Origin of the sequence: Methylobacterium komagatae (assembly GCF_042661665.1) — a bacterium.
Lineage (GTDB): Bacteria > Pseudomonadota > Alphaproteobacteria > Rhizobiales > Beijerinckiaceae > Methylobacterium > Methylobacterium komagatae.
On the sequence record NZ_JBHSWN010000001.1, the window covers coordinates 3,670,055 to 3,696,219 of the forward strand.

Below are 26,165 nucleotides of genomic sequence, written 5' to 3' on the forward strand. Positions count from 1 at the left end.
TTCCGATGCCGCCCGTCCACGCCGCCCTCCCATCCCTCGCACCGCTCCTGCCCGAGCTGATCCTCGGCATCGGGGTGATGGTGTTGATCCTCTACGGCGCGTGGCGGGGCGAACGCTCCGCCGAGACCGTGAGCGTCGGCGCCCTGGTGCTGCTGCTCGTCGCCCTGTTCGCCGTGCTGTCGCAGCCGGCCACCGGGCGGGTCACGACCCTGTCGGGCGCCTTCGTGTCCGATGCCTTCTCGAAGGTGATGAAGTCGCTGGTGCTGCTCGGCTCGTCGGCGGCGATCGTGCTGGCGCACGACTACTTCAAGCGTGAGAAGATCGACCGGTTCGAGTTTCCGGTGCTCATCGTGCTGTGCACGATCGGCATGATGGTGATGGTGTCGGCCAACGACCTCATCGCCCTCTATCTCGGCCTGGAGCTTCAGTCGCTCGCCGCCTACGTCATCGCCGCCTTCCACCGGGACGACGTCCGCTCCACCGAGGCCGGCCTGAAGTATTTCGTGCTCGGCGCGCTCTCGTCCGGCATGCTGCTCTACGGCTCGTCGCTGATCTACGGCTTCACCGGCACCGTCTCCTTCCCCGGCATCGTGTCGGCGCTGAACGATCAGGCGGGCGCGGGCATCGTGCTCGGCATCGTGTTCGTCGCGGCGGGCGTGTGCTTCAAGATGTCGGCCGTGCCGTTCCACATGTGGACGCCCGACGTCTACGAAGGCTCCCCAACGCCGGTGACGGCCTTCTTCGCGGCCGCCCCGAAGATGGCGGCCGTGTCGATGACGGTGCGCGTGTTCATCGGCGCCCTGCCGGACGTCACGGCGGTCTGGCAGCAGATCTTCGTGTTCGTCTCCATCGTCTCGATGGCGCTCGGCTCCTTCGCGGCGATCGGGCAGCGCTCGATCAAGCGTCTGATGGCCTACTCGTCGATCGCCAATATCGGCTACGCGCTGATCGGCCTCGCCTCGGGCTCGCAGGAAGGAATCGAGGGCCTCGTCCTCTACATGATCATCTACCTCGCGATGACGCTCGGCACCTTCGCGATCATCCTCAGCCTGCGTCGCCGGGACGTGATGTTCGAGTCGATCGACGACCTGTCGGGTCTGTCGCGGACCCATCCGTGGCTCGCCTTCTGCCTTGCGGCGATGATGTTCTCACTGGCCGGCATCCCGCCGCTCGCGGGGTTCTTCGCGAAGTACTACGTCTTCGCGGCAGCCATTAAGGCGGGTCTCGTGACGCTCGCGGTGATCGGCGTGGTGACCAGCGTGGTCGGCGCCTATTACTACCTGCGTATCGTCAAAATCATGTACTTCGACGAGCCGAAGGAGCGTTACGAGGCCATGGCGCCGGGCCTGCGGGTCGTGCTCGCCCTGTCGAGCATCGTGGTGATCCTGTTCGTCGTGGTGCCGCATCCCCTGCGGGCCGCTGCGGCGAACGCGGCCAAATCCCTCTTCTAGGATTGGCCTACCGTCTCGGAGAGGCGGCGCGGGCGGCGGGCCACAGGCTCCATGTCCACGACCGCCTCGGATCCACCAACACCGAAGCCATGGAGCGGGCGCGGGCCGGAGAGGCCGGCCCGCTCTGGGTCGTTGCGCACCGCCAGGATGCGGGACGCGGACGGCGCGGCAACAGCTGGGCCTCGCTGCCCGGTAACCTCACAGTCAGCGTGCTGTGGCCGGTGCCGAAGATAGCGCCGGAGAGGCTTGCCGAGCTCGGCTTCGTGGCGGGCGTGGCGCTCGCGGGGGCAGTGGACGCGGCCTGCGGCACCCTGCCGGATTGGGACAGGGCCGACGCCGCCCGATCTGTTCGCCTGAAATGGCCGAACGATCTCCTGCTCGGCAGTGCCAAACTCGCGGGCCTGCTCCTGGAGGCCGAGACGCTGCCCGGCGGGCGACGGGCGGTGGTGATCGGCTTCGGGGTCAACGTCGCCTTGGCGCCGGAGGGCTTGCGGGCAACGAGCCTTGCGGGAGCGGGTTACGTCGGCGGCCCGGAAGCGTTACTGGAACATCTCTCCGACCACATGGCCGCGCAGGCGCGTGTGTGGGACGGGGGCACGAATTTCACCCGCATCCGCGCGCAATGGCTCGCGCGGGCCGCCGGTCTCGGATCCGAGATTGCGGTGGCGAGCGGGGAACGGGTCCTGCGGGGCCGGTTCGACACGATCGACGAGGGGGGCGGCTCGTGATCCACGGCCCCGACGATACCCGGCATGTCGTGACCGCTGGGGAAGTGCATTTTGGAACGGCCGCGACGGCGGCCTGAGTTTGGACGACGACAGATGGCAATGGGACAGGAGGGCTCGTCTTCCTGCCGCTCGGCGGCGTGGGCGAGATCGGAATGAATGCGGCGCTTTACGGCTTCGGGCCGCCGAAGGGCCGCAAGTGGATCATGATCGATTGCGGGATGGGCTTCGCGGGCGAGGAGGCGATGCCCGGCATCGACCTCATGTTCCCGGACCTGACCTTCATCGAGGAACGCCGGAAGGACCTTCTCGGCATCTTCATCACGCACGCGCACGAGGACCATATCGGCGCGATCTCCGAATTGTGGACCAAGCTGCGCGTGCCGGTCTACGCGACGCGCTTCGCCAAGAACCTCCTCGAGACGCGCCGCCTTTCGGAGCCGGGCGCCCCGAAGGTGGAACTGCGCGAGGTGAAGCCGGGCAAGCGGCTGACCGTCGGGCCGTTCGACCTCGAATTCGTGCCGGTGGCGCATTCGATCCCCGAATCGAACGCGGTGGCGATCCGCACGGCGGCGGGCCTCGTGGTCCATACCGGCGACTGGAAGCTCGATCCGACCCCGGTTGCGGGCAACGTGACCTCGCCGGAGCAGTTCACCGCGCTGGGTGACGAGGGCATCCTGGCCCTGGTCTGCGATTCGACCAACGTGGTGCGCGAGGGCTTCTCCCCGAGCGAGATCGAGGTCGCCGCCACCCTCAAGAAGATCATCGCCGACGCCCCCCACCGGGTGGCGGTGACGACCTTCGCCTCGAACGTCGCCCGCATCCGCGCCGTGGCCGAGGCCGCACAGGCCTGCGGGCGCGAGGTGATCGCGGTCGGCCGGGCCATGGACCGGGTGATCGATGTGGCCCGCGAATGTGGCTATCTCGACGGCTTGCCGGAGTTCCGCCGGGCGGATTCGTGGAAGAGCATCCCCCGCGACAAGGTCGTGGCCCTGCTGACCGGCTCGCAGGGCGAGAACCGGGCCGCGCTCGCTCGCGTCTCCCGCCGCGACCATCCGGATATCACGCTGGCCGAGGGTGATCGCGTGATCTTCTCCTCCCGCGCCATCCCCGGCAACGAGCGGGATGTCGGCGCGATCATCAACGACCTGATCGAGCAGGGTGTCGAGGTCATCACCGACCGGACCGAGCTGGTTCACGTGTCCGGCCACCCGCGCCGGGACGAGATGGTCGAGATGTACAAGTGGACCCGGCCGCAGACGGCGATCCCCGTCCACGGCGAGGCCCTCCACCTCGACGAGCATGCCCGGTTCGCCCGCGCTCAGGGCGTCGGCCACGTGGTCAAGGCGCGCAACGGCGCCATGATCCGCCTCGCCCCCGGCAAGCCGGAGGTGGTGGAGCACGTGAAGGCCGGCCGCCTCTACAAGGACGGCAACATCCTCATCGACGACAAGGACCGGGCAATCCCCGAGCGGCGCAAGCTGATGCAGGCCGGTCTCGTCTCGGTGGCCATCGCCATCGACGAGGACGGCGTCGTGCTGGGCGAGCCTGCGGTGGACATCATCGGCCTGCCGAACCGGGGCCGGAACGGCGAGGCGCTGATCGACATCGTGGTCGATGCGGTGTCGCAGACGCTGGCCGGCCTCTCGCGCGGCAAGCTGAAGGATTCCGAGAGCGTCGAGAAGACCGTGGACCGCGCGGTCCGGCAGTCGCTCAACGAGGTCTGGGGCAAGAAGCCCGCCTGCCACGTACAGGTGGTGGAGGTGTGATATAAGCCGCTCGCTCCATCGTCCTTGCGAGCGGAGCGAAGCAATCCAGGGCAGCGCACCGTTCTGCGATGTTCCGCAGCCCTGGGTCGCTTCGCTGCGCTCGCGATGATGGACGCGGGTCAACGAAGCGAAATGCCAGGGAGGGCAAGAAAATGATCGGCCGGCTCAACCATGTGGCCATCGCGGTGCGCGATCTCGACGCCGCCACCGCGATCTACCGCGACACGCTGGGCGCGAAGGTGTCCGAGGCGCTGCCGCAGCCCGAGCACGGCGTTACGGTCGTCTTCGTGGAACTGCCGAACAGCAAGGTCGAGTTGATGTCGCCGCTGGGCGAGGGTTCGCCGATCGAGTCCTTCGTGGAGCGCAACCCGAATGGCGGCGTCCACCATGTCTGCTACGAAGTCGATGACATCATCGCCGCCCGCGACACGCTGAAGGCGCAAGGCGCGCGGGTGCTCGGCACGGGCGAGCCGAAGATCGGCGCCCACGGCAAGCCGGTGCTGTTCCTGCACCCGAAGGACTTCCTCGGCACCCTCGTGGAGCTGGAGCAGGTATGAGCGGCCTGATGCGGGTGTTCGGGCGCTCGACGCCCGCCACCCTCGCAGCCGTCGCCGTCCTGGTGGCGATCTTCGTCGCCCTGGGGGTGAGCCTGTTCAAGCTCACCGTCGGCGGCGGGGTCGCCCTCTACTTCGTCATCTGGTGGACGCTCCTGTTCGCCATCCTGCCCCTGCGCAACCATGCGGAGACGCGGCCGGAGCACATCGTGCCGGGGCAGGATCCCGGTGCGCCTGCCGCGCCGCGACTGCGGGAGAAGGCGCTTCTGACGACCGTCGTCACGGGCTTCGTCTTCTTGGGCGCGCTGGCGGTCTTCCCCCTGGCGGGGCTGTAATCACGCCGCGTTGACAGGCTTACCCCGCGCGCCACAACCCTAAGTGTGGTGAGAGCCCGGCACAGCCGGGGCGGGGAGGCAGCGCATGGTCGCTCTCGGGGGGAATCCGGCCGAAGGCGCCGCGCGGAAGGGAGATGGTCGGGCACCCGAGAAGGCGGGCTGGCTCCTGCCCTTCATGCTCGCCCTGTTCTTCACCTGGGGGCTGGCGACCGTCCTCGTCGACATCATCACGCCGAAGCTCAAGAGCCTGTTCTCCCTCAGCTATGCCGAGGCGACGCTCACGCAGTTCTGCTTCTTCCTCGCCTATGCGGTAATCTCCCTGCCTGCCGGGGCGCTCGTCGCGCGGATCGGCTACATCCGTGGGCTCGTCCTCGGCCTCCTCGTCATGGCGGCAGGGGGCCTGCTGTTCACGCCCGCCGCGAAGGTCGGCGTCTATCCCCTGTTCCTGGCCGCGCTTTTCGTCATGGCCTCCGGCATCGCAGTGCTGCAGGTTGCGGCCAACCCTCTGGTGACCGGCCTCGGAGCCCCCGAGAGTGCGCCGAGCCGCCTGACCCTGGCCCAGACCTTCAATTCGCTCGGCACCACCATCGGCCCAGCGGTCGGCGCCTGGGCGATCCTGTCGCGTGGACCGGCTCCGGCCGATCCCGCCAACCTCTCGCCCGAGGCGCTTGCCGCCGCCCGTCAGGCCGAGGCCGCCGTGTTGCAGACGCCGTTTCTCGTCATCGCGGGCGGGCTCGCCGTACTCGCGGCCGTCTTCTGGACGCTTCGCCGCTGGCTGCCGGAGGAGGGCGGATCGGACGGGACCAAGGGCCTCGGCCTCGATCTCCTGAGCCGACCGCGCCTCGCCTTCGGCGCGCTGGCGATCTTCCTCTATGTCGGGGCGGAGGTCGCCATCGGCACGCTGATGGTGAGCTACCTCGAGCAGGAGCGGGTTCTAGCGGCGAGCCCCGAGCAGGCCGGGCATCTCCTGAGCTTCTATTGGGGCGGCGCGCTGGCGGGGCGGATCGTCGGCAGCTTCGTGCTGCGCAAGGTGAAGGGCGGGGCGGCGCTCGCGCTCTGTGCCCTGGCGGCAGGGAGCCTTGCGACCCTCTCGGCTCTGACCGGCGGGACGATCTCCGGGTGGAGCCTGCTGGCCGTCGGCCTCGCCAACTCGATCCTATTCCCGACGATCTTCGCCATGGCGATCGAAGGCTTGGGACCGCGCACCGCGCAGGGCGCGGGCATCGTCTGCGTCGCCATCGTCGGCGGCGCGGTGGTGCCGGTGATCACCGGGGCCCTGGCCGACCGGATCGGCCTCCAGGCCGCCCTGGTCGCGCCGATTGCCTGCTATGCCTGCATCGCCGCTTACGGGCTCGCCTCGCTCAGGGGGCTGGCGGCCTCCGTGCCGAAAGCGGCTTAGGCGCCGCTCTCCTCGTCGAGGAACTGGCGCATCAGCACATGGGCGATGGCCATGGGCGGGGGCGAGACGAGGCCCTCGGGATGGGTGCCCTCGATCATCGCCGCCACCGCCGCGCGGTCGAACCAGCGGGCATCCTCGATCTCGGTCGGATCGGTGACGATCTCCCCGTCCAGCGCCTCGGCGACGCAGCCGAGCATGAGCGAGGAGGGGAACGGCCAGGGCTGCGAGGCCCGGTACGAGACCGCGCCGACGCGGATCTTCGTCTCCTCGTAGACCTCCCGGCGGACGGCATCCTCGATGGTTTCGCCGGGTTCGAGAAAGCCCGCGAGGCAGGAGAACATGTGCGGCCGGAAATGCGGGCCGCGGCCCAGCAGGCAGGTCTCACCCCGGCGCACCAGCATGATCACCACGGGATCGACGCGGGGGAAATGATGGGCATTGCAGGCCCGGCATTCCCGCCGGAAGCCTCCGGCCGCGGTGAAGGTCGGCGCGCCGCAATTGGCGCAGAAGCGGTGGCGGCCGTGCCAGTCGAGCATCGACTTGGCGACCGCTAGTAGTCCGACTTCCTCCGCCTCGACGGTGCCGTCGGTGGCGATGCTGCGCAGGTCGAGGCTGCGGTTCTCGGTGCCTTCCAGGGTCGGCAACTCGTCCGCCGGGATCGAGGCGGCGAAGACCGGGCGCCCGTCCCACCGGCCGAGAAACACCGTCTCGGTGCGCTCCACCGCATGGGGCAGGGTCGAGGCCGACTGGATCGCCGTGTCGCCGCGCAGCAGGAAGCGATCGCCGCCGAGGATGAGAAGGCCTGCGCCCTCCGCGTCGAGGGGAGGGACCGTCTCTTCCGGCTGCTCGGCCGAGTGGCGGTCGAGGCGGTTACGGACGAAGCCGAGGGTAGCGAGGGGATCCGTCATCGGGGTCAGGCCGCCGCGAACAGGGCGCCCGCCCGCTCGGCGAGCTGGGCGCGGGCATGGAGCGGATAGGGTGTGCGGCTCCCGAAGCCCCAGACCGGGCCGGGCCAGGCAGGATCGGAGCGGAACCGCCCGATCACGTGGACATGGAGTTGAGGGACCATGTTGCCGAGCGCCCCGACATTGACCTTGTCGGGCTTGGCAAGCTCCTGCATCACCCCGGTGGCGAGGCGGATCTCCTGCCAGAGCGCCGCCGAATCCGGCTCCGCAAGATCGGTGATCTCGCTCACGCCCGCCCGCCGGGGCACGAGGATGAGCCAGGGAAAGCGGGCATCGTCCATCAGCAGGACCCGCGACAGGGCGAGATCGCCGAGATGGACGGTATCGGCGGACAGGCGCGGGTCGAGGACGAATTCGGACTCGGTCATCCCGCTTCTATAGCGCGGCCGCACCCGCCGAACAGGCGAGTGCGTCGCCGAATGCCGAGCCCGTTCACAGGGTGGGCACGGTCCCCTGGCGGCCGACGATGACGGTGCTGGCCTCTTGCGCCCCATCCGGAGCAGCGTTGGTGAAGACCGTCACGGCGGCCCCCGGTATCAGCAGGGCCTTCTCGCCGGGCGCGACCTGCGTCACCGGCGTGCCGGCGGGGATCTCGACGGCGGCGCTCGTCTGACGACCCTCGCCATAACTGAGTGTCGCCTTCCGCGGGCCGGTCCCGCTCAGGTCGGAGATCCAGCCGCCCGTCAGGGTCGCGCCGGGCTGCGTGTCCCAGGGCTGGCGCCCGGCTGCGAACCCGCGCTCCGAGGGGGAAAAGAGCGTCACCAGATCGGCCCGGGCGGTTTCGCCCGGGGTGACGACGGTGATGTAGCTCTCCGGCTTGATGTCGCGCAGGCGTGCTCCGCTCGCCGTGTAGACCTGCGTCTTCGGTCCCATGGCGACGGTGAGGGTGCTGCCGCTCGGCCGCTGGATGATCAGGTTGTCGCCGTTGCGGACCTGCACCGTTCCGCGGAAGCGGTGCGTCGAAGGCTCCGGCTTCGGCGGCTGAGCCAGAGCGGGCGCGGCGGCGAGCAGCGCAGCGAGGACGGGGAGGGTGCGAATCAAGGAATTCCTCCGGCCAAACGAGAAGCCCTGCCCGAACGTGGCCGTGGGGCGGGGGGTTCCGGTCAGTGGGCCATCAGAACGGGCATGTCTGCGTGCGCCAGCACATGGCTCGTCACGCCGCCGAAGATCATCTGGCGCAGGCGGCTCTGGGTGTAGGCGCCCTTGATGAGCAGATCGCACCCGAATTCCTTGGCCTCGGCCAGGAAGGTCTCACCGGGGGTGCGCCGTCCGGTCGGCAAGGCGCGGTGCACGGCATCGACGCCTTCGCAGGCCAAGGCCTGGGCGAGGTCCTGGGCGGTCGGCCCCGGCACCATCCCGCCCTCGACGCTGAGCACCATCACCTTCTTGGCCGAGCGCAGGAACGGCGTCGCGAAGGCGACCGCCCGGGCGGTCTCGGTGGAGCCGTTCCAGGCGATCAGCACCGCCTCGCCGAGGCTCGTGGGCGCGGTCGGCGGCGCGAGCAGGATCGGCCGCCCGCTCTCGAACAGGGCAGTCTCGAAGGTGGTCATGCGCGGGGCGTTGTCGCCCGCCCCCGGACGGCCGACCACGGTTGCCGAGAACAGCCGCGCATACTGGCCGAGGAAGGCATCTCCGGTCGGCACGTCCTGGCGCCATCGGTAACGGGGCCCGGCCTCCATCACCCGGTCGGGGATGCATTGGCCGTCGCGCGGGTGGCGGGGAATGCCCGCTGCATCCATGGCCGCGACGAAGCGCGACCCGGCCTCCTCGGCCTCCGCGATGTCCGCTTCCTCGTCGCGCAGCCACGTCATGCCGCCGACCATGTCGACGGGCACGTATTCGGCCAAAGCCGGTCGCAGGGACACGCCTTCGATCAGGCTGCCGAAGCGCGTGGCGGCCAGACGCGTCGTCTCGAACACGGAGGGCAGGGCGTCGTGCATCGCCACAGGTACGAGCAGGGTCTTCATCATGCCGTCCTCGGGGCTGACGTCGTGGATCGGGCGCGAGGCTAACGATCCTCTCGGCCTATGAAAACCGGGCGGCGCCGTGCCCCCACACGGTTTTCGAGGAACGCCCGCAGGCGCCCGGTCAGGGGCCGCTCCACGAAGGCATGGACCGCCAGCGAGACCGCGAGGGCGAGACCCGTCATCGCGACCATCGCCCCCCAAGGATGCAGAGCCGGGGCGAGGCCGAGCCGCAGCATCGCCTCGCGACCGGCTCGCAGCGCGAAGGGATGGGTGAGGTAGAGCGCGTAGGAGGCATCACCGAGCCGCGCCAGCACCTGCATCGGTGCGGACAAGGCGGCAATTCCGGCCCTGTCGCGGGACGGGCCGAGGGCTGCCGCCGCGACGAGGAGCAGGGCCGGAAGGCCGACGATGAGCGGTCGCGCGAAGCCCGGCACCTCGGCGCCGTCCTGAAGCTGCCGCGCGGCCAGCAGAAATCCCGCCGCACCGAGAAGCGCGAGGCCGATCCGCAGGACGGGAGGCAGACGCAGGCCGGCCACCCGCGCAAGGCCGAGCAGGGCTCCGAGCGCGAATTCGAGGACGATCGGATCCGCCCAGAAGGCGAGGGGCACGGGCAGGGCGACGAGCGTCCCCACCGCAACGAGAGCGACGAGGACGGCGCAGAGCCAGAAAACCGCACCGCGCAGGGTGAAGCCCAGCCCGAGGGCGAACAGGACGTAGAACGCCATCTCATAATTCAGCGTCCAGCCGAGGCCGTAGAGCGGCTGCACCGCACCGTCGGGTCGCGCCAGGGGCCAGAACAGGAAGGAGGCCGAGACGAAGGCGGGATCACGGGCCAGCGCCCCCGCCTCTCCGAGCAGGGACGGAACAGCCAGAGCGAGAGCAAGGTAGAGGAGGGTAGTGAGCCAGTAGAGCGGCGCGACGCGCGCGATCCGGTGCGTGAGAAAGTGTCCCCGACCACCGGGCCGTCCGGCGAGCGGACGGCTTGCCAGCACGATCACCAACCCGGAGATCACGAAGAACAGGTCCACGCCCGCCCACCAGGGCAGGACCGTACCGGGCGAGAGCGTCTCCCCGGCACCACGGGCGGCGAGCAGCCCGGCTTCGTGACGCGCATGGTGCCACACCACCATCGTCGCCGCGACGGCCCGCAGGATCTGGACGAAAATCAGCATCGGACCAGTCTATCCGGCCTGTTCACGACGGAACCCACGCCGGGATTGTCCGGTCCATTTGCCGGCATCAGGAACAATCTCCGAAAGCTGCCGTTGACTTGGGAATCCGGCGCTCGAGGCGTCGTCAAGTGCCGTTGGGTCTTCTGGATCCGGCGCGGGTGACGCATGCGTTCGTCAGTATTCTCTTGATATGAGGTCACTTGATGCTCAAGAATTACGCTGCTGCTTCCGCGATGGTGCTGGCCCTGTCCAGCCCGGCCTTCGCCCAGATGAACGACTTCCGCACGGAGGCGATGCAGGCGAACGCGTTCGAGATCCAGTCGGCGCAGATCGCCCTCCAGAAGTCGCGCAACGCCCGCGTTCGCACCTACGCCAAGGAAGCCCTCCGTGACCACCGCGCCGCCAACGTGGCGCTGTCCGGTGGTGCCACCGGCACCATGGGTGCGATGGCCGATGGCGGCCCGATCGGTGGCCTGATCGGTGCTCCGCTGGCGGTTGCGGGCGGCGCGGTCGGAGCGGGCCTCGGCGCCGCGACGGGCGCCGTGAGCGGCACCCTGACGGGTGGCCCGGTCGGCGGCCTTGAGGGCGTGGGCAACGGCGCGGCGCGTGGCGCGGCGGCGGGCAGCCGCATCGGCGGCGGCGGCATGGTCGAGAACACCGGTGCGGGCACGATGGTCCCCCCGAATGCGCAGCAGCAGGCGATGCTTGCCGAGCTGTCGGCGACCCCGGCCGGACCGCGCTTCGACCGCCTGTATGTCGATCAGCAGCTGCAGTCGCACCAGATGGCGATCAGCATGACGCAGTCCTATGCGCAGAGCGGCCCGAACCCGGGGCTCCGCACCTACGCCCAGCAGGCCCTGCCGTCGCTTCAGGAGCATTACGGCATGCTGCAGCGCCTTCCGCGCTCCATGTGATCCAACTGTAGGCTGAGAATGCCGAAGGGCGGTGGGTCGATAGACCCACCGCCCTTTTTCGTGGCTGCCCCGCAGAGCGAAGGATGCCGGGGCAGAGCCCCGGACATCTTCAGAGGATCAGTTGCAGGTGATGGTGGCCGACGGGCGGATCGCTTGGCCCTGGTGATCGGCGGCGGGGGCGAAGTCGCCGGTCTCGGGGTTGCGGACCAGCAGCTGGCCGTTGGCCACGCCGAAATGCGCCCCGTGTAGCTGAATCTGCCCGGCATCGACCTGCTCCTTCACGAAGGGGAAGGTCATCAGGTTCTCGAGGCTCTGGCTCACCATCGCGTGTTCCAGGCGGGTGAGGTAGTCCGGCGCGCTCGAATCGCCCGCCTTAGCCTCGGCCGGAGCGACGAGGGAGGTCCACTTGCCAATGAAGTTGCCGGGCGAGAGCGGCTCGGCCTTGTTCGCGTAGGCCTTGATGCCGCCGCAGGTGGCGTGGCCGAGGACGACGATGTGCTTCACCTTCAGGCCGATCACCGCGAACTCGATGGCCGCCGAGGTACCGTGATAATCGCCGCCGGTCTCATAGACCGGAACGATGTTGGCCACGTTCCGGATCACGAAGAGCTCGCCCGGCCCGGCGTCGAAGATCGCCTCCGGCGCGACACGGCTGTCGCAGCAGCTGATGATCAGCACCTCGGGGGCCTGGCTGGTAGCCAATTCCTTGAACCGGCGGCTCTCCTCGGGGAAGCGACCGGACAGGAACGCGCGGTAGCCATTGGTCAGGGCCTGGGGAAACATTCTACCTCCTTGGTTGTCGCACCCTATACCGCAGGTGCGAGATCAGTGTTCGTGCCAATGCAGAACGGTTGGAGCGGCTGTCGTAGTTCCGGAAATCGCGTGCGCGACGACACTTGCAAGACCCGCCGGCTCGATCCGCTCGCTCGTCGCCTGGAGTTCGGCCAGCGTCCACCAGCGCGTGCCCTGAACCGGATTGTCCTCCGTCTCGGCCAGGAGGCTCGTATCGACCCGGTCGTCGGGGAGCCGCACGAGGAAATACCGCTCCCGCGCATCGCGGGATTGCCGGAAGAGGTGGAAAGGCCCGTCGCAGGACGCGATCTGCGGCCCGATCGTCACGTCGCTGCGGCCGATCTCCTCGCCGAGTTCGCGGGCGCAGGCGGTAACGTGGTCTTCCCCCGGCTCCAGCCCGCCACCCGGCATGAACCAGAAGCGAAGCGGCTCGCCATCCGGCCCCTTCGTGTGGACGGAGGTGTAGGCGATCAGCAGCAAACGGTCGGCCGGATCGAGGACGATGGCGCGGGCGATGTGGCGGATAGGCAGGCTCATGCGGGTGGATCTAGCGCACGAGGCCACGAGGGGGATGCTGGATCGCCGCTTTCGGCAGAAGGGGCGGCCCGCGTCAGGCCCAATGGGCGCGGACGTAATCCGCATTGATCCGCGATAGCGCCTCGCTCGTCAGCGGTTCACCGGAGAGGGGGAGAGAACGATCCACGAGGCGAGGGAGAGCCGCCCCTCCGACAGGAGAAGAGCCCTGTCGTTGTCGTTCCAGCTTGCGATCAAAGGGATGCGGTGAAGGGCGCGGGGGCCCGGGTGGATCTCGGCGACATGGAAGTGCCGTGCCGCCCGGCGGACGAGGTCCGTCGCACGGGGGCATCCGGAGGCCCGGTCGAAATCATGGTTCTCGATGATGAGGCAGGCCGGGGCGAGCTGCGCCAGCAACTCGTCCGTGAAAAGATCGAACTCGGCGCCTTCGATGTCGCAGAGAACCACCGCCCGGCTCAGATCGAGGGCTTGGTTGCGAATCAGAGGCGGCAGATCGCCCTTGGCATCACCGAGGATCTCGACCCGGTCGGCGAGCCCAAGGCCGTCTCGGCGATGGCCCAGCGCGGCGCGGCTCGCTGGGTCGATCTCGAAGCACAGCGATCGGGCGTAGCCCCCCGCAGCGACGAGGCCGAGGCCGTAGAATCCATCCGCCGCACCCAGGTCGATCAGCAGATCCCGCCTTTCACGAAGATGCCAGAGGAGGGCACAGACCTCTTGCTCATACAGACCAAGCAACTGACTGCCGATGTCGTTGCTATGCCATGTCGCCTCGGAATGGAGAGCGTAGCCCTTCAATAGACCGAATTGGATGATTCCACCGGTCAGCCGATGCATAACTTGCCCGTTATATGCCTTCCGCCTTTCTATCAACCGCATAATTTGATCAAAGTCTTCGTGAAGGCGCGCCGGAAGATCCATAATGTCTGTCATATTTGACTGTTCTAAATACAATTAGAAGTTTCAAGGCTTGAAATTATAGATGATCACGACCTTTGCTTGTGTCAATTTTCACGAAAACATCGTCACTCTCGCGAGTGGAAGCCACTCTATCGGCGACTGGTGCAAATCGGCATCAGCCACCCTCCTTGCCCGAAGCGGGCACGCCCGCTATGCGCCCGGCGGGACGGGGCCGTCCGTCGGGGGAGATACCGTGATGAGCGAGATCCGTCCGCGCCGCAGTGTTCTTGCCATGCCCGGCGCCAATGCGCGGGCCATCGAGAAGGCCCGCTCTCTTCCCGCCGACGTGATCCTCATCGATTTGGAGGACGGCACCGCGCCTGCCGTCAAGGCGGCGGCACGGGACTCGGTCGCGGCAGCGGTGGCGGCTCGGGGCTTCGGCGCCCGTGAGGTCGTGGTGCGCATCAATCCGCCGGAGACCGAGGATGGCGAGGCCGACCTCGCCGCCCTGGCCAAGGCCGCCCCCGACGCGGTGCTGGTGCCCAAGGTGAAGAGCTCCGACGCGCTGATCGCCGTGGGCTCCCGCCTACGCCGCCTCGGCGCCCCCGCCTCGACTCGCGTCTGGGCGATGATCGAGACGCCGATGGCCGTGGTGAACGCCGCCGAGATCGCCAGCGCCGCCCGCGATGTCGATGCGCGCCTTTCCGCGCTGATCGTCGGGCCGAACGATCTCCTCAAAGCCGGGCGCATCCCGGCACCGGGCCGCGCCGCCCTGATCCCGTGGCTGATGCAGGTGCTCGCCGCCGCCCGCGCCTACGAGATCGAGGCCATCGACGGCGTATTCACGAACTTCAAGGATGAGGTCGGCTTCGAGGCCGAGTGCCGCCAGGGTCGCGAGCTTGGCTTCGACGGCAAGATGCTGATTCATCCGAGCCAGATCGGCCCGGCCAACGCGGCCTTCTCCCCCGACCCGGACGAGGTGGCGCAGGCGCGCAAGATCGCCGCCGTGTTCGATGCCCCCGAGAATCACGGGCTCGGCGTGGTCGGGGTCGACGGGCGCATGGTCGAGCGGCTGCATGCCGAGGCGGCTCGGCGAACGCTCGCCATCGCCGAGGCCATCGAACGCCTCGGCGCCTGAGGCGATGGGCGATTTACCCTCGGTCGGCATCCGGCTGCTCGACGCCCGGCTCACCGGCTGGGGCTTTCCCCGCTGGGGCTCGGAGGCCGCCGCCGGGCTCGACCTCCATGCCTGCCTCGATGAGACACTGGACCTCGCACCGGATTCCGCGGCCACGCTGATCCCAGCCGGATTCAGCGTGTTGATCCGCGACCCCGCTTGGTGCGGCCTTGTCTTTCCGCGCTCGGGCCGGGGCCACCGCGACGGGCTGATCCTGGGCAACGGCACCGGGGTGATCGATGCCGATTACGAGGGGCCGCTGATGATCTCGGCCTGGAACCGGTCGCGCCAGCCTTTGCGGATCGAGCCCGGCGAGCGCATCGCTCAACTCGTCTTTACCCGCATCGCCAGGCCGGTGCTGAGCGTCCTCGACGGGCCGGACGGACCCGGCTCGGCGCGAGGCGAGGGCGGGTTCGGGTCCAGCGGGCGCTAAGTCGCTTGCACGTCTGATAGCAACGCCGTATTTCCGCAGCGATGCTATCATTGTGAGCTTTTGCCATCATGGGGTCGGTGACGATTCGCAATCTCCCGGATGAGGTGCATCGCGCACTTCGGGTGCGGGCCGCGCGCAACGGCCAGAGCACCGAGGCGGAGATCCGCACCATTCTCGAACAGGCGGCCAAGCCTGCGGGCCGTCTGAAGCTCGGTTCGATGCTGACCTCCTTCGCGCGGGACGCTGGTGGTCTCACGGATGCTGAGGCAGCCGCATTCGATCGCCTGCGCGACGGAGCCCCTGCGGAGCCGATGCGCTTCGAATGATCGTCGTCGATACGAACGTCATCTCGGAATTGTGGCGGATCGCCCCCGATCCCGCTGTCCTGGCCTGGGTCGACGCTCAAGCCATCGAAACGCTCTATCTCTCGGCCGTCACCGTCGCGGAATTGCGCTTCGGCATCGCCGCCATGCCGGATGGCCGACGCCAGACGATCTACCGCGACAGGCTGGAACAGGATCTGCTGCCCGCCTTCTCCGGACGCGTCCTTCCCTTCGATCTCGACGCCTCGCGCCTCTATGCCCAGTTCATGGCGCGAGCCCGGGGCGCCGGGAAAGCGATCGGACAGTCTGACGGCTTCATCGCTGCCTCGGCGGCCGCTCGCGGCTTCGCGGTCGCGACCCGAGATACCGGTCCGTTCGAGGCTGCGGGCGTGGCCACCTTCAACCCATGGGTCGCGGGGTCCTCGCCCTGAGGCAAGCTCAGTCCAGCGTCTTGCCGAGCCGACCGGCCAGATCCTGGATGTACTGGAATGCCGTGCGCCCCGAACGGGAGCCGCGCGTGGTGGCCCATTCCAGGGCCTCGGCGCGCAGGCGATCGGGGGCGATCTCCAGGCCGTAGCGGGCGACATAGGCGTCGATCATCGCGAGGTACTCGTCCTGGCTGCACTTATGGAAGCCGAGCCAGAGGCCGAACCGGTCGGAAAGCGAGACCTTCTCTTCCACCGCCTCGCCGGGGTTGATCGCCGTGGAGCGTTCATTCTCCATCATGTCCCGCGCCAGCAGATGGCGGCGGTTCGAGGTGGCGTAGAACAGCACGTTCGAGGGTCGGCCCTCGATGCCGCCGTCCAGTGCCGTCTTCAGGGACTTGTACGACGTGTCGTCGGCGTCGAACGAGAGGTCGTCGCAATAGACCAGCCAGCGATGCGGATCGGGCCGGAGAAGGGCCATCAGGTCCGGCAGGGCTTCGATGTCCTCGCGGTGGATTTCCACGAGCTTCATGGGCCGGGTGCCCACCGGGCGGCGGGCGTTGATGTCGGCATGGGCCGCCTTCACCAGGGAGGACTTGCCCATGCCCCGTGCGCCCCAGAGCAGGGCGTTATTCGCGGGCAGGCCGCGGGCGAACCGCTCGGTGTTCTCGACCAAGATCTCCCGTGCCCGGTCGATGCCGGTGAGCAGCGCCATGTCGACATGCGCCACCTGCGGCACCGGCACGAGCCGCCGCTCCGGCCCCCAGAGGAAGGCATCCGCCGCATCCGGGTCGAAGGGCGGCGGGACGAGGGGCGCCGCGCGCTCCAGGGCGGTGGCGATGCGCTCCAGGAGGGGCATCAGGGCATCGAGGCTGGCGGGGCTTGTCATGCGGGGCTTGTGATGGCGCGAGTCGCGGGGCAGATGCCGCCTCATAAGGCGCGCGGCGGCGAAAGGCACGCGTTGCCTCATCCCCTTGGGCGAACCGTTCTGCTTGTCCCGCCCGGCGCGATGCGGCAAAGCGGGGCCCGCGCGGGCCGCGACCCCGCGACCGACCTGAGCCGAACCGATGCACGACATCCGCGCCATCCGGGACAACCCGGACGCCTTCGACAACGATCTCAAGCGCCGGGGCCTCGAACCGCTCTCTGCCGAGCTGATCGCCCTGGACGAGGCGCGCAAGGCCGCCGTCTCGGCTGCCCAGGCCAATCAGGAGCGCCGCAACGCGCTCGCCAAGGAGATCGGCGGGGCCAAGAAGGCCAAGGATGAAGCGCGCGCCGCAGCACTGATGGCGGAGGTCGCCGCCCTCAAGGAGGCCGGTCCCGGTCTTGAAACCGCGCAGGCGGAAGCGGGCAAAGCCCTCGACGCACGGCTCGCCGCCATCCCCAACCGTCCGAAGGCCGACGTGCCGGAGGGCGCGGACGAGCACGGCAACGTGCTCTACCGCAGCCATGCCTCGACCCGCGAACGCCTCGGCGAGGGCAAGGAGCATTTCGAGATCGGCGAGGCCCTGGGCCTCATGGATTTCGAGACCGCCGCCAAGCTGTCCGGCTCGCGCTTCGTGGTGCTCAAGGGCCGGCTCGCCCGGCTGGAACGGGCGCTCGGGCAATTCATGCTCGACCTGCACACGCAGGAGCACGGCTACACCGAGGTCGCGCCGCCAATCATGGTGCGCGACGAGGCGATGTTCGGCACGGCGCAATTGCCGAAGTTCGAGGATGATCAGTTCGCGGTGCTCGATGGCGAGGCGCTGCGCGGTGCGTCCGCCTCCGAGCAGCCCCGCCGCTGGCTCGTCCCCACCGCCGAGGTGCCGCTGACGAACCTCGTCCGCGAGTCGATCCTGCGCGAGGAGGAACTGCCGCTCCGCTTCACCGCGCTCACCCCCTGCTTCCGGGCTGAGGCCGGGGCGGCGGGGCGGGATACGCGCGGGATGCTGCGCCAGCACCAGTTCAACAAGGTCGAGCTGGTCTCGATCACCACGCCCGAGGCCTCGGCCGACGAACACGAGCGGATGCTGACCAGCGCGGAGGCCGTGCTCAAGAAGCTCGACCTGCCGTACCGGGTAATGACGCTGTGTACCGGCGACATGGGCTTCGCCAGCCAGAAGACCTACGACATCGAGGTCTGGGTGCCGGGCCAGAAGACCTACCGGGAAATCTCTTCCTGCTCGGTCTGCGGCGATTTCCAGGCCCGGCGGATGCAGGCGCGCTACCGGGGCAAGGACGGCAAGCCTGCCTACGTGCACACCCTGAACGGCTCGGGCGTGGCGGTCGGCCGCGCGCTCATCGCCGTGCTCGAGAACTACCAGAACCCCGACGGGAGCGTCACGATCCCGTCCGTGCTCGCGCCCTATATGGGCGGCCTCAACCGGATCGAAGGACCCCGCTGATGCGCATCCTCGTCACCAACGATGACGGCATCCACGCTCCGGGGCTCGCCACCCTGGAAGAAATCGCCCGCGAGTTGTCGGACGACGTCTGGGTCGTGGCGCCGGAAAGCGACCAATCCGGCGTGTCGCATTCGCTCTCGCTGAACGATCCGCTGCGCCTGCGTCAGGCGGGCGAGCAGCGTTTCGCGGTGAAGGGCACGCCCTCGGATTGCGTGATTCTGGGCGTGCGCCACATCCTGGCGGACAAGGGACCGGACCTCGTGCTCTCGGGCGTGAACCGGGGCCAGAACGTCGCGGAAGACGTGACCTATTCCGGCACCATCGCGGCAGCGATGGAGGGCACCATCCTCGGCATTCGCTCCATCGCTTTGAGCCAAGCCTACGGGGCGGGCGGGCGGCAGGCCCTGAAATGGGATTGCGCCCGCACCCACGGGGCGAAAGTGGTCCGCAAGATCCTCGAGACCGGCATCGAGCCGGGCATACTCGTCAACGTGAATTTCCCCGATTGCGAGCCGGAGGAGGTGCAAGGCACCTCGGTGGCGGCCCAGGGCTTCCGCAACCAGGCGCTGCTCTCGATCGATGCCCGCGTCGACGGGCGCGGCAACCCGTATTTCTGGCTCGCCTTCGCCAAGGCCCGGTTCGAGCCGGGCCACGGCACGGACCTGAAGGCCATCGCGGACAAGCACATCTCGGTCACGCCGCTGCGTCTCGACCTGACCGACGAGCCGACGCTGACCCGCTTCGCCCAGGCCTTCAAGGAATGAGCAGCGCGCAGGACGAGGCGGCCTCCATCGGCAACGCCGCCTTCGTCCTCGCCCTGCGCGAGAAGGGCCTGCGCGACACCGCCGTGCTGCGGGCAATGGAGCGCGTGCCGCGCGAGACCTTCGCCCCGGAGGCGTACCGGGAGCAGGCACGGCGGGACATCGCCCTGCCGCTGCCCTGCGGCGCCACCATGACCGCCCCCTCGGCGGTGGCGACGATGCTGTCCTGGCTGCGGGTCCGGGAAGGCCAGCGGGTCATGGAGATCGGCGCGGGCTCCGGCTACGTGACGGCCCTGCTCGACCGGCTCGGGGCAGGGGCGGTGCTGAGCCTCGAACGCTACCGGACCCTCGCGGAGGACGCCGCCGCCCGCCTCGCGGCTTTGCCCGAGGTCCATGTCGTCCAGGCCGATGCCCTCGCTCCGGCCCTGCCGGATGGCGGCTTCGACCGCATCCTCGTCAATGGCTGCGTAGACGCCGTGCCGGAGCACTGGCTCGCCGCCCTGGAGCCGGGCGGACGCCTCGTGACCGGCCTCGCTGTAGACGGCTTCTGCCGCGTCGCCGCCATCGCGGCGGACGGCACACAGGAGATCGGCCCACCGATCCGCCTCGCCGCTCTCGTGCCGGGCTTGGCACGGATACTTTGAAATCCGAGCATCCCCAGGGGCGAGCCCCTTAACGGGTGCAGGGCGGCGCTTTGCGGGACGCCTCAGCCGTTCCGGCGCGAGGTTCGCCACAGCCGCCACACCCTGCGCCAGCGGGGCAGGTCGATGGGGGTGTTGAGCGGGTCGTAGGACGTCCGGTCCATCAGAGCGAGATAGGGCTCGACCAACGCCATCGGGAGGAAGGCGGCGCGGGCGGCGGGCGCAATGCTCGAACGCCCTGCCTCGTAGGCGGCGAGATGACGGCGGGCGAGGTCGCGGAGATCCGCGCAGGCGCCACGCAGGCCGGGGCCGCCCCGGCCTGTCACGATGTCCTCGCGGGTCACGCCGTAGCGCCCGAGGATATCGGCGGGGAGATAGACCTGACCGGCGCGGGCGTGCCAGGGCAGGGCGCGGAGCAGCCCGGTGATGCCGTAGGCCACCCCCGCATGACCGGCGGCGGCCGCGCCGCCGGGCTCGGCGCCTCCGCCGATGATCAGGCTCGCGATGCGGAACAGGGCCGAGGCGGTCTCGCCGCAATAACCTTCGAGGTCGTTCACCCGCGGCATCGGATCCTCGTAGAGGTCGAAGACGCGGGCATCGATCAGATCGACGAGGGGCTGGCGGCTGAGGCGATTGACCTTGATCGCCTCTTCCAGAGCCGCCGCGACGGGGTTGGCCTTCACGTCGCCTCGCGCCTCGCCCTGAAGGGCGTCGCGCCACCATTGCAGGCGGATTTCCCCGGCCATCGGGTTCGAAGCAGCCTCGCGCACCCGCGCGACGGTGAGGCTGAAGGCGTAGAGGGCGAAGAGGTGCGGGCGGGCAGCAGCCGGGGCAAAGAGGGTGGCGATGTAGCGGTCCGGGTCGCCCTCGCGCACCAGGGCCTCGCAATGGCTCTGCGCGAAGGGAAGGCCGGTCTCACCCGTCGCCGTCTGATCCCGCGCCGCCTCCGCCATCAGGCAACCGCGATCAGAGCGGCGGCGACCTTGCGGTTCTCGGCCACCAGGATGTTGTAGGTCCGCGCGGCGGCGCCCGTCTGCATCACGTCCAGGCCGACGCCCGCATCCTTCAGCCAGCCGCGGAGCGCCGGATCGATGGCAGCGATGTCGAGCCCCGTGCCGACAAGGAGCAGCTCGATCCCCGCCGCCTCGGCCTGAACCGGGCGGAGGGCGTTGCGGTCGATCTGCTGCGGCGCTGTCACGGGCCACGCCCGGACCCCGGAGGGCAGGAGCAGGATCGAGCCACGATGCGACATCCCGGCGAAGCGGAAGCCGCCATTGCCGTAGGTGTCGATGATGTGGCGCCCCGGCACGAAGCCGGATTCGAGGTCGTTCAGGCTCTCCCGCTCGGCCATGTCGCGATCAGATCACTCGGCGGGTTGCGGGACGCCGGACCGCTCGGAGGCCGCGCGGGCGCCCGACAGCATCAGCCCCAGATAGATCAACACCGGCGTCGAGATGAAGATCGCCGAATAGGTGCAGATCAAAACGCCGCACAGCATCACTACCGCGAAGCCGTTGATCGCCTCGCCGCCGAACAGCACGAGGGCCAGCAGCGACAGGGAGGATGAGATCGAGGTCATCACCGTACGCGACATGGTCGAGTTGATCGACAGGTTCAGCAACTCGACCGTGGGGATGGTCTTGTAGCGCCGCATGGCTCGCGGGTCCGGTCGAACACCACCACCGTCTCGTTCAACGAGTAGCCGACGATGGTGAGGATGGCCGCGATCGAGGTCATGTTGAACTCGATGCGGGTGATGATGAACACGCCGACGGTCAGCACGATGTCGTGCAGGGTGCCGACGATGGCGCCGAGCGCCAACTCCCGCTCGAACCGGAACCACAGGTAGAGCAGGACCGCGATGACCGAGAGCACGACGCCGATCGTGCCCGACTGGACGAGCTCGCCCGAGACACGCGGCCCCACCGTCTCGGTGCGGCGGAAGTCGTAATCCTTGTCGAAGGCGGCGTGCGCCTTCTGCATCACCGCCGTCTGGCCCTGCTCGCCGCTCTGGAGCGGCAGGCGCACCAGCACGGTGCCCTGGTTGCCGAGCTCCTGCACCTCGGGCTCGCCGAAGCCGAAGCCCGCCGCCGTGTGCCGGATCGCGGCGACGTCGGCCGTGCCCGATTTGGCCTGCAGCTCGACCAGGGTACCGCCCTTGAAGTCGATGCCGAAATTCAGCCCGACGGTCAGGAACAGCATCACCGTCGCGAGCGACAGCAGCGCCGAGAGCGGGAAGGTGAAGCGCCGGAACCGCATGAAGTCGAAATGCGATTCGTCGGGCCAGAGGCGAAGCAGGCGCATGGTATCGGACCTAACGTGTGGAGGATGTCAGCGGCGCCGGTTCATTCAGCTCGACGCGGGGCGCGACCTCTTCCAGAGAACTAGAACGGCAGGGCCTTCGGCCTGAAGGTCTTGTACCACAACGCGATCATCATCCGGGTGAGGGTCACGGCGGTGATGACCGTGGTGAGGATGCCGAGGATGAACACCACGGCGAAGCCCTTCACCGGACCGGAGCCCATGAAGAACAGGATCAGGGCGGCGATCGCCATGGTCGAGTTCGAGTCGATAATCGTCGCGAAGGCGCGGTCGAACCCGGCCTGGAGCGCCGAGATCAGCGAGCGGCCCGCGCGGGATTCCTCGCGCATGCGCTCGTAGATCAGCACGTTCGAATCGACCGCCGTGCCGATGGTGAGCACGATGCCCGCGATGCCGGGCAGGGTCATGGTCGCCTCCAGCACCGACATCAGGCCGAGGATGAGGCCGACGTGGACGATGAGAGCGATGTTCGCGATGAAGCCGAACGTCCCGTAGGTCGCGAACATGAAGGCCACGACGAGGGCGGCGGCGACCAGGGTCGCGAGCTTGCCCGCCTCGATGGAGTCGCGGCCGAGGCCGGGCCCGACCACGCGGCGCTCGACGACGGTGAACTTGGCGGGCAGGGCGCCGGCCCGGAGCAGCACGGAGAGGTCGTTGGCCTGCTGCACCGTGAAGTTGCCGGTGATCTGACCCGAGCCGCCGGTGATCGCGGAGCGGATGACCGGCGCCGAAACGACCTCGTTGTCGAGGACGATGGCCATGGGACGGCCGATATTCTCGCTCGTCGCCTGACCGAAGCGCTGGGCGCCGCGCAGGTTGAACTTGAAGCTCACCATCGGCTCGCGGGTCTGCTGGTCGAAGGAGGGCTGCGCGTCGGTCAGCTCACTGCCATCGGCCATCACCCGGCGTTCCACCGGCACCTTGGCGCCCTTGTTGTCCTTGGACGGCAGCATGTCGACATCGCCCGAGGGGCTGTCGGCGAGCATGCGGAATTCGAGCTTGGCGGTGGAGCCGAGGAGCTTCTCAAGCCGCTCGGGGTTCTGCTCGCCCGGTACCTGGATCAGGATGCGGTCGGCGCCCTGCTGCTGGATCGAGGGCTCGGTCGTGCCCGTCGAGTCGAGGCGGCGGCGGATGACCTCGATGCCCTGGCTTACGGCCCGGCGGGTCCGGTCGGTGATGCCCGCATCGGTCATTGTCAGGCGGACGATGCCGCCCGGCTGCTCGGTGACGTCGAGGGTGCGTGCGCCGGTCTGGCCGATGGAGGTGGCGATGGGCGCGGCGAGGTCACGCAGCTTCGGCAAGGCCTTGGCCCGCGCTGCATCGTCGGAGATCTTCACCTGAACGCCGCGCTGGAGCAGCTCGAATGCCGCCATCGGCGCGTACGTTTTCCTGCTGGAGGGTGCGGCGCACGTCGTCGCGCAGGGACTTGGCCTGCGAGGCGATCAGATCGTTCTGATCGACCTCCAGAAGGAGCTGCGAGCCGCCCTGAAGGTCGAGGCCGAGCACGATGGCCCGGGTCGGGACGATCCAATGCGGGAACCACGGCGGCAGGCTCGCGAGGAAGCCCTTCCGCTGCTCGGGCGAGAAGAAGCTCGGCACGGCCAGCGCCAGCCCCACCAGGATGACCGCGAGGGTCGCGGCGATCTTCGCACGGGAGAAGCGCAACATCGGAGGATCGTTTCTCTATACCGGCCGGCGACTTGCGCCGACTCCCTCACGTGATGACCGAACGGTTCCGGTGCGGTGTTCAGGCAGCCTTGACGGGGCCGCCCTTGGCACGAACCTCGGAGATCATGGAACGCACGATCCGCACGCGGACGTTCGGCGCGATCTCGACCTCGATCTCGGGGGAATCGTCCTGGGCCTTCGTCACCCGGCCGACGAGGCCGCCATTGGTAACGACGGTGTCGTCACGGCGCACGGCCTTGATCAGCGCCTGATGATCCTTGACCCGCTTCTGCTGCGGCCGGAGGATCAGGAAGTACATGATCACGAAGATCAGGACGAAGGGGATCACCTGGAAGGCGATCTCCGCTCCGCCGGCGGTCGCGCCGGCCCCTTGCGCGAAAGCGGGGGTGATCAACGTGCATCTCCTGCGTACGGAAGGCCGGCCCGCCACCGGCCGGCGTCGCCGGGCGTGGCGTCGTCTGAGCGGTGAAAGGCTCGGCGAAAAGCGCGCGGACTATAGCCAGCGACCTCCCGAAAGCAACGGCCCCGGCGTCCCCCGCCCATGCTTATTCGGCGGCGGCGCCGGAACGCGCTCCGTCAGGCGCTGCAATTGGTCACGCGCCGGGACGGCGCCCAAACGCAGAATCCAGCGGGAAGACCGGTTCGTTTCAACCGGTGACGAGGGCGCGGACCTGCTTCAGCCAGCGCATCGGCGCCTCGACCGTGGAGGGGCTGCGGTGCTTCAGGATCGCCGACTTCAGCAATTCCTTCGGCACCTCCCAGGTCTGGATCGCCCCTTGGGGAAAATGCGCCACGTCCCCGGTCTTCAGGTGATGGCGGGTGCCATCCGCATCGGTCACGAAGACCTCGCCCTGGAGGATGGTGACGATCTCGTCGGACTTGTGGGTCCAGTTGAAGGTGCCCGCGGTGACACGCCACAGGAAAACCTGGGCGCCCTCGTCCTCGGTCCGCGAGACCTCGACGGCTTCGGCCACGGGATTGCCCGACACGACCCAGCTCGCGGGGATGGGAGAAGGCTGGAATGGAGCCGCCTGCGGGCGCATGGCGGTGCTGCCGAGCGCACGGCCGCCCTCGTAGATCTTGGCCTCGGCATAGGCCCCGGCCGCAGCGGCGGCGCAGAGCAAGGCAGCAACAACACTCTTCTTCACGGCCGGTTCCAACCTTCGTTCGAAGCATTCCTGCAACGAACCAGCAACATTGGCCAGCCGATTCTCACGTTTACGCGATACAGAGCGCTCTTATAGGTAATGTTCAACCCGTATCGTTTATTATTAACCAATCATCACGCGAGCGCATTAAGCACGAATGACGCCGAGCTCAGGCTTTGGGTGGCTGCTCAGCGCCTGCGGTCGGCGAGATCGATTCGCGGCGAGCGGTTGCCCGCAACGACGATCAGGCGCTGCACCTCACCGCGCAGGTAGGCACGCAGGAAGCGGTCGTAATCACGGAACACGACGCAGCCGTTCGAGGCGCCCGGCTGGGCGCGCAGCATGTAGGTATGGGCGAGGATGCCGTCGCGCCCGTGGATCGCGGCGCTGCCGCCCACCGGTGTGAGGCGGATCGCCCGGACGCCGTGGAACGGGGCCTCGCGCTCCCGCATGTCGTAGGTGCCGGGCGGGGTGGCGCCGCGCATGCGGACATGCACATAGCGCGGATCGTCCATGAGGTCGCCGTAGCCGGAATGGGCTTCCAGCACCTCGCCGCTCGGCAGGGTCACGGTGCTGGCGCTGATGTCGTAGACCGCCACGCCCGCGGAGGTGCTGGCCGATGGGCCGGGGATGAGGCGCTCGCGCGGCGAGGCCACCGCGTCCGGGTTGGCATAGGCGAGGGCCTGGGCCGAGCCCTGAGCGCCCGATCCCGAATTGCCGCCGAACAGGCGCTCGAAGAACGAGGGCTCTTCGGGCGCGATGGCAGCGCGGAAGACATCGCGGGTGCGGGGTAGGGCGCGACGGGCGGCGCGGGCCGGGGCAGGAACGAGCGCCGCCACCTGGGCGGGCGCCGGAGCCTGGACCGCAGCCGGAACCGGCGCGGCGAGACCCGCCGGGCGGCGGATCGGCAGCGGCACGAGGGTCGGCTCGGCCGCAGCGACGCGTCGAACCGGCGTCACGGCAGCGGGCGTCGCGCGGATGGGGGCGGGGACCTCAGCCACGAGGGACGGGCGCAGGGCCGCGGAGGTGTTCAGGGCCAGCACCGGCAGGTCGCGCACGAAGCCACCCGCTGCGCCACGGCCCAGGGTGGGGGTGGGATCGAACACCCAGGCGAGATCGGGACGGGAGGTCCGCAGCGGGGCGGACGCCACCGCCTCGTCTTGGGAAGCGCCGGAGAGACGCAGCGCGTCGTCCCCGTGGGAGCGGTTCAAGACCGTCCAGCCCGCTGCTGCCAGCGCCGTCAGGCAGGCGAGGGCGGGGAGGGGCGAGCGGCGCCGACGGGTGCGGCGCGCATACGCGGTGCTGGACATGACGACATCGCCCTGCTCGCCCCGCCGGGCAGCCGCCGTCCTTCGCTGCGGAGCGGGTCCGCATGCGTCGGCCGG

Annotated in this window: 27 protein-coding genes and 3 pseudogenes; 14 read left to right on the forward strand and 16 right to left on the reverse strand. The window is 68.9% G+C overall.

The window, feature by feature from the left end; translation table 11 throughout:
- The first annotated feature begins 5 nt into the window (after positions 1–5).
- From nuoN to ACFQE0_RS18325, 6 genes and pseudogenes are all read left to right on the forward strand, one after another.
- Complete coding sequence (gene nuoN / locus ACFQE0_RS18300) at positions 6–1,451, forward strand: NADH-quinone oxidoreductase subunit NuoN (protein WP_378972205.1); 1,446 nt, start codon at positions 6–8, stop codon at positions 1,449–1,451.
- Between the two features lie 2 nt (positions 1,452–1,453).
- A pseudogene (locus ACFQE0_RS18305) lies at positions 1,454–2,256 on the forward strand (biotin--[acetyl-CoA-carboxylase] ligase).
- Between the two features lie 75 nt (positions 2,257–2,331).
- Positions 2,332–3,945, forward strand: a complete 1,614-nt coding sequence (locus ACFQE0_RS18310) for a ribonuclease J (protein WP_378972207.1) — start codon at positions 2,332–2,334, stop codon at positions 3,943–3,945.
- 152 nt (positions 3,946–4,097) lie between these two features.
- Positions 4,098–4,502: a methylmalonyl-CoA epimerase gene (gene mce / locus ACFQE0_RS18315; protein WP_378972209.1), complete on the forward strand. Its 405-nt coding sequence runs from the start codon at positions 4,098–4,100 to the stop codon at positions 4,500–4,502.
- Positions 4,499–4,834, forward strand: coding sequence for a DUF1467 family protein (locus ACFQE0_RS18320; RefSeq protein ID WP_378972211.1), 336 nt, complete (start codon positions 4,499–4,501; stop codon positions 4,832–4,834). Before mce ends, ACFQE0_RS18320 begins: the two co-directional genes overlap by 4 nt.
- A gap of 85 nt (positions 4,835–4,919) precedes the next feature.
- The gene (locus ACFQE0_RS18325; protein WP_378972213.1) at positions 4,920–6,233 is read left to right on the forward strand and encodes a sugar MFS transporter; all 1,314 of its coding nucleotides are present in this window, start codon (positions 4,920–4,922) and stop codon (positions 6,231–6,233) included.
- Here the strand turns inward: ACFQE0_RS18325 and nudC are convergent.
- From nudC to ACFQE0_RS18350, 5 genes are all read right to left on the reverse strand, one after another.
- Positions 6,230–7,141: an NAD(+) diphosphatase gene (gene nudC / locus ACFQE0_RS18330; protein ID WP_378972216.1), complete on the reverse strand. Its 912-nt coding sequence runs from the start codon at positions 7,139–7,141 to the stop codon at positions 6,230–6,232. The genes ACFQE0_RS18325 and nudC overlap by 4 nt on opposite strands.
- Positions 7,142–7,146: 5 nt before the next feature.
- A complete protein-coding gene (locus ACFQE0_RS18335; protein ID WP_378972218.1) occupies positions 7,147–7,566 on the reverse strand; it encodes an HIT domain-containing protein in 420 nt (139 codons plus the stop codon).
- 64 nt (positions 7,567–7,630) lie between these two features.
- Entirely contained in the window at positions 7,631–8,239 is a 609-nt protein-coding gene (locus ACFQE0_RS18340) for a hypothetical protein (protein WP_378972220.1), read from the reverse strand.
- 62 nt (positions 8,240–8,301) lie between these two features.
- A complete protein-coding gene (locus ACFQE0_RS18345; RefSeq protein ID WP_378975564.1) occupies positions 8,302–9,165 on the reverse strand; it encodes a universal stress protein in 864 nt (287 codons plus the stop codon).
- A gap of 41 nt (positions 9,166–9,206) precedes the next feature.
- The gene (locus tag ACFQE0_RS18350; RefSeq protein WP_378972223.1) at positions 9,207–10,337 is read right to left on the reverse strand and encodes an acyltransferase family protein; all 1,131 of its coding nucleotides are present in this window, start codon (positions 10,335–10,337) and stop codon (positions 9,207–9,209) included.
- Between the two features lie 203 nt (positions 10,338–10,540).
- Between ACFQE0_RS18350 and ACFQE0_RS18355 the strand changes: the two genes are divergently transcribed.
- The gene (locus ACFQE0_RS18355; protein WP_378972225.1) at positions 10,541–11,251 is read left to right on the forward strand and encodes a DUF4142 domain-containing protein; all 711 of its coding nucleotides are present in this window, start codon (positions 10,541–10,543) and stop codon (positions 11,249–11,251) included.
- Between the two features lie 117 nt (positions 11,252–11,368).
- On the opposite strand, the gene ACFQE0_RS18360 is transcribed toward ACFQE0_RS18355, so the two are convergent.
- The 3 genes from ACFQE0_RS18360 to ACFQE0_RS18370 form a co-directional block, all read right to left on the reverse strand.
- A complete protein-coding gene (locus ACFQE0_RS18360) occupies positions 11,369–12,034 on the reverse strand; it encodes a carbonic anhydrase (RefSeq protein ID WP_378972228.1) in 666 nt (221 codons plus the stop codon).
- A gap of 42 nt (positions 12,035–12,076) precedes the next feature.
- Complete coding sequence (locus ACFQE0_RS18365; protein WP_378972230.1) at positions 12,077–12,580, reverse strand: NUDIX hydrolase; 504 nt, start codon at positions 12,578–12,580, stop codon at positions 12,077–12,079.
- 129 nt (positions 12,581–12,709) lie between these two features.
- A complete protein-coding gene (locus ACFQE0_RS18370; RefSeq protein WP_378972232.1) occupies positions 12,710–13,411 on the reverse strand; it encodes a hypothetical protein in 702 nt (233 codons plus the stop codon).
- A gap of 319 nt (positions 13,412–13,730) precedes the next feature.
- On the opposite strand from ACFQE0_RS18370, the gene ACFQE0_RS18375 reads away from it, so the two are divergent.
- The 4 genes from ACFQE0_RS18375 to ACFQE0_RS18390 all read left to right on the forward strand — a co-directional run bounded on the left by ACFQE0_RS18375 (position 13,731) and on the right by ACFQE0_RS18390 (position 15,838).
- The gene (locus ACFQE0_RS18375) at positions 13,731–14,612 is read left to right on the forward strand and encodes an HpcH/HpaI aldolase/citrate lyase family protein (RefSeq protein ID WP_378972235.1); all 882 of its coding nucleotides are present in this window, start codon (positions 13,731–13,733) and stop codon (positions 14,610–14,612) included.
- Positions 14,613–14,616: 4 nt separating this feature from the next.
- Positions 14,617–15,084 (forward strand): dUTP diphosphatase, encoded by a 468-nt coding sequence (dut, locus tag ACFQE0_RS18380; protein ID WP_378972237.1) that lies wholly within the window; start codon positions 14,617–14,619, stop codon positions 15,082–15,084.
- Between the two features lie 68 nt (positions 15,085–15,152).
- A complete protein-coding gene (locus tag ACFQE0_RS18385; RefSeq protein ID WP_378972239.1) occupies positions 15,153–15,410 on the forward strand; it encodes a FitA-like ribbon-helix-helix domain-containing protein in 258 nt (85 codons plus the stop codon).
- Positions 15,407–15,838: a type II toxin-antitoxin system VapC family toxin gene (locus tag ACFQE0_RS18390; protein ID WP_378972241.1), complete on the forward strand. Its 432-nt coding sequence runs from the start codon at positions 15,407–15,409 to the stop codon at positions 15,836–15,838. Before ACFQE0_RS18385 ends, ACFQE0_RS18390 begins: the two co-directional genes overlap by 4 nt.
- Before the next feature lie 7 nt (positions 15,839–15,845).
- On the opposite strand, the gene ACFQE0_RS18395 is transcribed toward ACFQE0_RS18390, so the two are convergent.
- Positions 15,846–16,721 (reverse strand): ATP-binding protein, encoded by an 876-nt coding sequence (locus ACFQE0_RS18395; RefSeq protein WP_378972243.1) that lies wholly within the window; start codon positions 16,719–16,721, stop codon positions 15,846–15,848.
- A gap of 178 nt (positions 16,722–16,899) precedes the next feature.
- Here ACFQE0_RS18395 and serS point away from each other — a divergent pair, with 178 nt between their 5' ends.
- The 3 genes from serS to ACFQE0_RS18410 are packed head-to-tail and all read left to right on the forward strand — an operon-like array spanning position 16,900 to position 19,624.
- Complete coding sequence (serS, locus tag ACFQE0_RS18400; protein ID WP_378972245.1) at positions 16,900–18,219, forward strand: serine--tRNA ligase; 1,320 nt, start codon at positions 16,900–16,902, stop codon at positions 18,217–18,219.
- The gene (surE, locus tag ACFQE0_RS18405) at positions 18,219–18,983 is read left to right on the forward strand and encodes a 5'/3'-nucleotidase SurE (protein WP_378972247.1); all 765 of its coding nucleotides are present in this window, start codon (positions 18,219–18,221) and stop codon (positions 18,981–18,983) included. The genes serS and surE overlap by 1 nt, the downstream gene beginning before the upstream one ends.
- Positions 18,980–19,624, forward strand: a complete 645-nt coding sequence (locus ACFQE0_RS18410; RefSeq protein ID WP_378972249.1) for a protein-L-isoaspartate O-methyltransferase family protein — start codon at positions 18,980–18,982, stop codon at positions 19,622–19,624. Before surE ends, ACFQE0_RS18410 begins: the two co-directional genes overlap by 4 nt.
- A gap of 62 nt (positions 19,625–19,686) precedes the next feature.
- Here the strand turns inward: ACFQE0_RS18410 and ACFQE0_RS18415 are convergent, their stop codons facing one another.
- The 7 genes and pseudogenes from ACFQE0_RS18415 to ACFQE0_RS18445 form a co-directional block, all read right to left on the reverse strand.
- Positions 19,687–20,574: a phytoene/squalene synthase family protein gene (locus tag ACFQE0_RS18415; protein WP_378972251.1), complete on the reverse strand. Its 888-nt coding sequence runs from the start codon at positions 20,572–20,574 to the stop codon at positions 19,687–19,689.
- On the reverse strand, positions 20,574–20,972 hold the full coding sequence (locus ACFQE0_RS18420; protein ID WP_378972254.1) for an Mth938-like domain-containing protein: 399 nt from the start codon (positions 20,970–20,972) through the stop codon (positions 20,574–20,576). Before ACFQE0_RS18420 ends, ACFQE0_RS18415 begins: the two co-directional genes overlap by 1 nt.
- A gap of 12 nt (positions 20,973–20,984) precedes the next feature.
- Positions 20,985–21,925 (reverse strand): annotated as a pseudogene (secF, locus tag ACFQE0_RS18425) (protein translocase subunit SecF).
- Between the two features lie 80 nt (positions 21,926–22,005).
- Positions 22,006–23,611, reverse strand: a pseudogene (gene secD / locus ACFQE0_RS18430) (protein translocase subunit SecD).
- A 79-nt stretch (positions 23,612–23,690) separates the two neighbouring features.
- Positions 23,691–24,026, reverse strand: coding sequence for a preprotein translocase subunit YajC (gene yajC / locus ACFQE0_RS18435; protein WP_378972256.1), 336 nt, complete (start codon positions 24,024–24,026; stop codon positions 23,691–23,693).
- A 253-nt stretch (positions 24,027–24,279) separates the two neighbouring features.
- Positions 24,280–24,780 (reverse strand): cupin domain-containing protein, encoded by a 501-nt coding sequence (locus ACFQE0_RS18440; protein ID WP_378972258.1) that lies wholly within the window; start codon positions 24,778–24,780, stop codon positions 24,280–24,282.
- A gap of 188 nt (positions 24,781–24,968) precedes the next feature.
- On the reverse strand, positions 24,969–26,090 hold the full coding sequence (locus tag ACFQE0_RS18445) for a DUF2778 domain-containing protein (RefSeq protein ID WP_378972260.1): 1,122 nt from the start codon (positions 26,088–26,090) through the stop codon (positions 24,969–24,971).
- Positions 26,091–26,165: the final 75 nt, after the last annotated feature.

Bases quoted from the DNA above. Each gene is read 5' to 3' on its own strand.
- nuoN (WP_378972205.1), top strand. From the start codon at position 6: ATGCCGCCCGTCCACGCCGCCCTCCCATCCCTCGCACCGCTCCTGCCC.
- ACFQE0_RS18310 (WP_378972207.1), top strand. From the start codon at position 2,332: ATGAATGCGGCGCTTTACGGCTTCGGGCCGCCGAAGGGCCGCAAGTGG.
- mce (WP_378972209.1), top strand. From the start codon at position 4,098: ATGATCGGCCGGCTCAACCATGTGGCCATCGCGGTGCGCGATCTCGAC.
- ACFQE0_RS18320 (WP_378972211.1), top strand. From the start codon at position 4,499: ATGAGCGGCCTGATGCGGGTGTTCGGGCGCTCGACGCCCGCCACCCTC.
- ACFQE0_RS18325 (WP_378972213.1), top strand. From the start codon at position 4,920: ATGGTCGCTCTCGGGGGGAATCCGGCCGAAGGCGCCGCGCGGAAGGGA.
- nudC (WP_378972216.1), bottom strand. From the start codon at position 7,141: ATGACGGATCCCCTCGCTACCCTCGGCTTCGTCCGTAACCGCCTCGAC.
- ACFQE0_RS18335 (WP_378972218.1), bottom strand. From the start codon at position 7,566: ATGACCGAGTCCGAATTCGTCCTCGACCCGCGCCTGTCCGCCGATACC.
- ACFQE0_RS18345 (WP_378975564.1), bottom strand. From the start codon at position 9,165: ATGAAGACCCTGCTCGTACCTGTGGCGATGCACGACGCCCTGCCCTCC.
- ACFQE0_RS18350 (WP_378972223.1), bottom strand. From the start codon at position 10,337: ATGCTGATTTTCGTCCAGATCCTGCGGGCCGTCGCGGCGACGATGGTG.
- ACFQE0_RS18355 (WP_378972225.1), top strand. From the start codon at position 10,541: ATGCTCAAGAATTACGCTGCTGCTTCCGCGATGGTGCTGGCCCTGTCC.
- ACFQE0_RS18360 (WP_378972228.1), bottom strand. From the start codon at position 12,034: ATGTTTCCCCAGGCCCTGACCAATGGCTACCGCGCGTTCCTGTCCGGT.
- ACFQE0_RS18365 (WP_378972230.1), bottom strand. From the start codon at position 12,580: ATGAGCCTGCCTATCCGCCACATCGCCCGCGCCATCGTCCTCGATCCG.
- ACFQE0_RS18370 (WP_378972232.1), bottom strand. From the start codon at position 13,411: ATGCATCGGCTGACCGGTGGAATCATCCAATTCGGTCTATTGAAGGGC.
- ACFQE0_RS18375 (WP_378972235.1), top strand. From the start codon at position 13,731: ATGAGCGAGATCCGTCCGCGCCGCAGTGTTCTTGCCATGCCCGGCGCC.
- dut (WP_378972237.1), top strand. From the start codon at position 14,617: ATGGGCGATTTACCCTCGGTCGGCATCCGGCTGCTCGACGCCCGGCTC.
- ACFQE0_RS18385 (WP_378972239.1), top strand. From the start codon at position 15,153: ATGGGGTCGGTGACGATTCGCAATCTCCCGGATGAGGTGCATCGCGCA.
- ACFQE0_RS18390 (WP_378972241.1), top strand. From the start codon at position 15,407: ATGATCGTCGTCGATACGAACGTCATCTCGGAATTGTGGCGGATCGCC.
- ACFQE0_RS18395 (WP_378972243.1), bottom strand. From the start codon at position 16,721: ATGACAAGCCCCGCCAGCCTCGATGCCCTGATGCCCCTCCTGGAGCGC.
- serS (WP_378972245.1), top strand. From the start codon at position 16,900: ATGCACGACATCCGCGCCATCCGGGACAACCCGGACGCCTTCGACAAC.
- surE (WP_378972247.1), top strand. From the start codon at position 18,219: ATGCGCATCCTCGTCACCAACGATGACGGCATCCACGCTCCGGGGCTC.
- ACFQE0_RS18410 (WP_378972249.1), top strand. From the start codon at position 18,980: ATGAGCAGCGCGCAGGACGAGGCGGCCTCCATCGGCAACGCCGCCTTC.
- ACFQE0_RS18415 (WP_378972251.1), bottom strand. From the start codon at position 20,574: ATGGCGGAGGCGGCGCGGGATCAGACGGCGACGGGTGAGACCGGCCTT.
- ACFQE0_RS18420 (WP_378972254.1), bottom strand. From the start codon at position 20,972: ATGGCCGAGCGGGAGAGCCTGAACGACCTCGAATCCGGCTTCGTGCCG.
- ACFQE0_RS18445 (WP_378972260.1), bottom strand. From the start codon at position 26,090: ATGTCCAGCACCGCGTATGCGCGCCGCACCCGTCGGCGCCGCTCGCCC.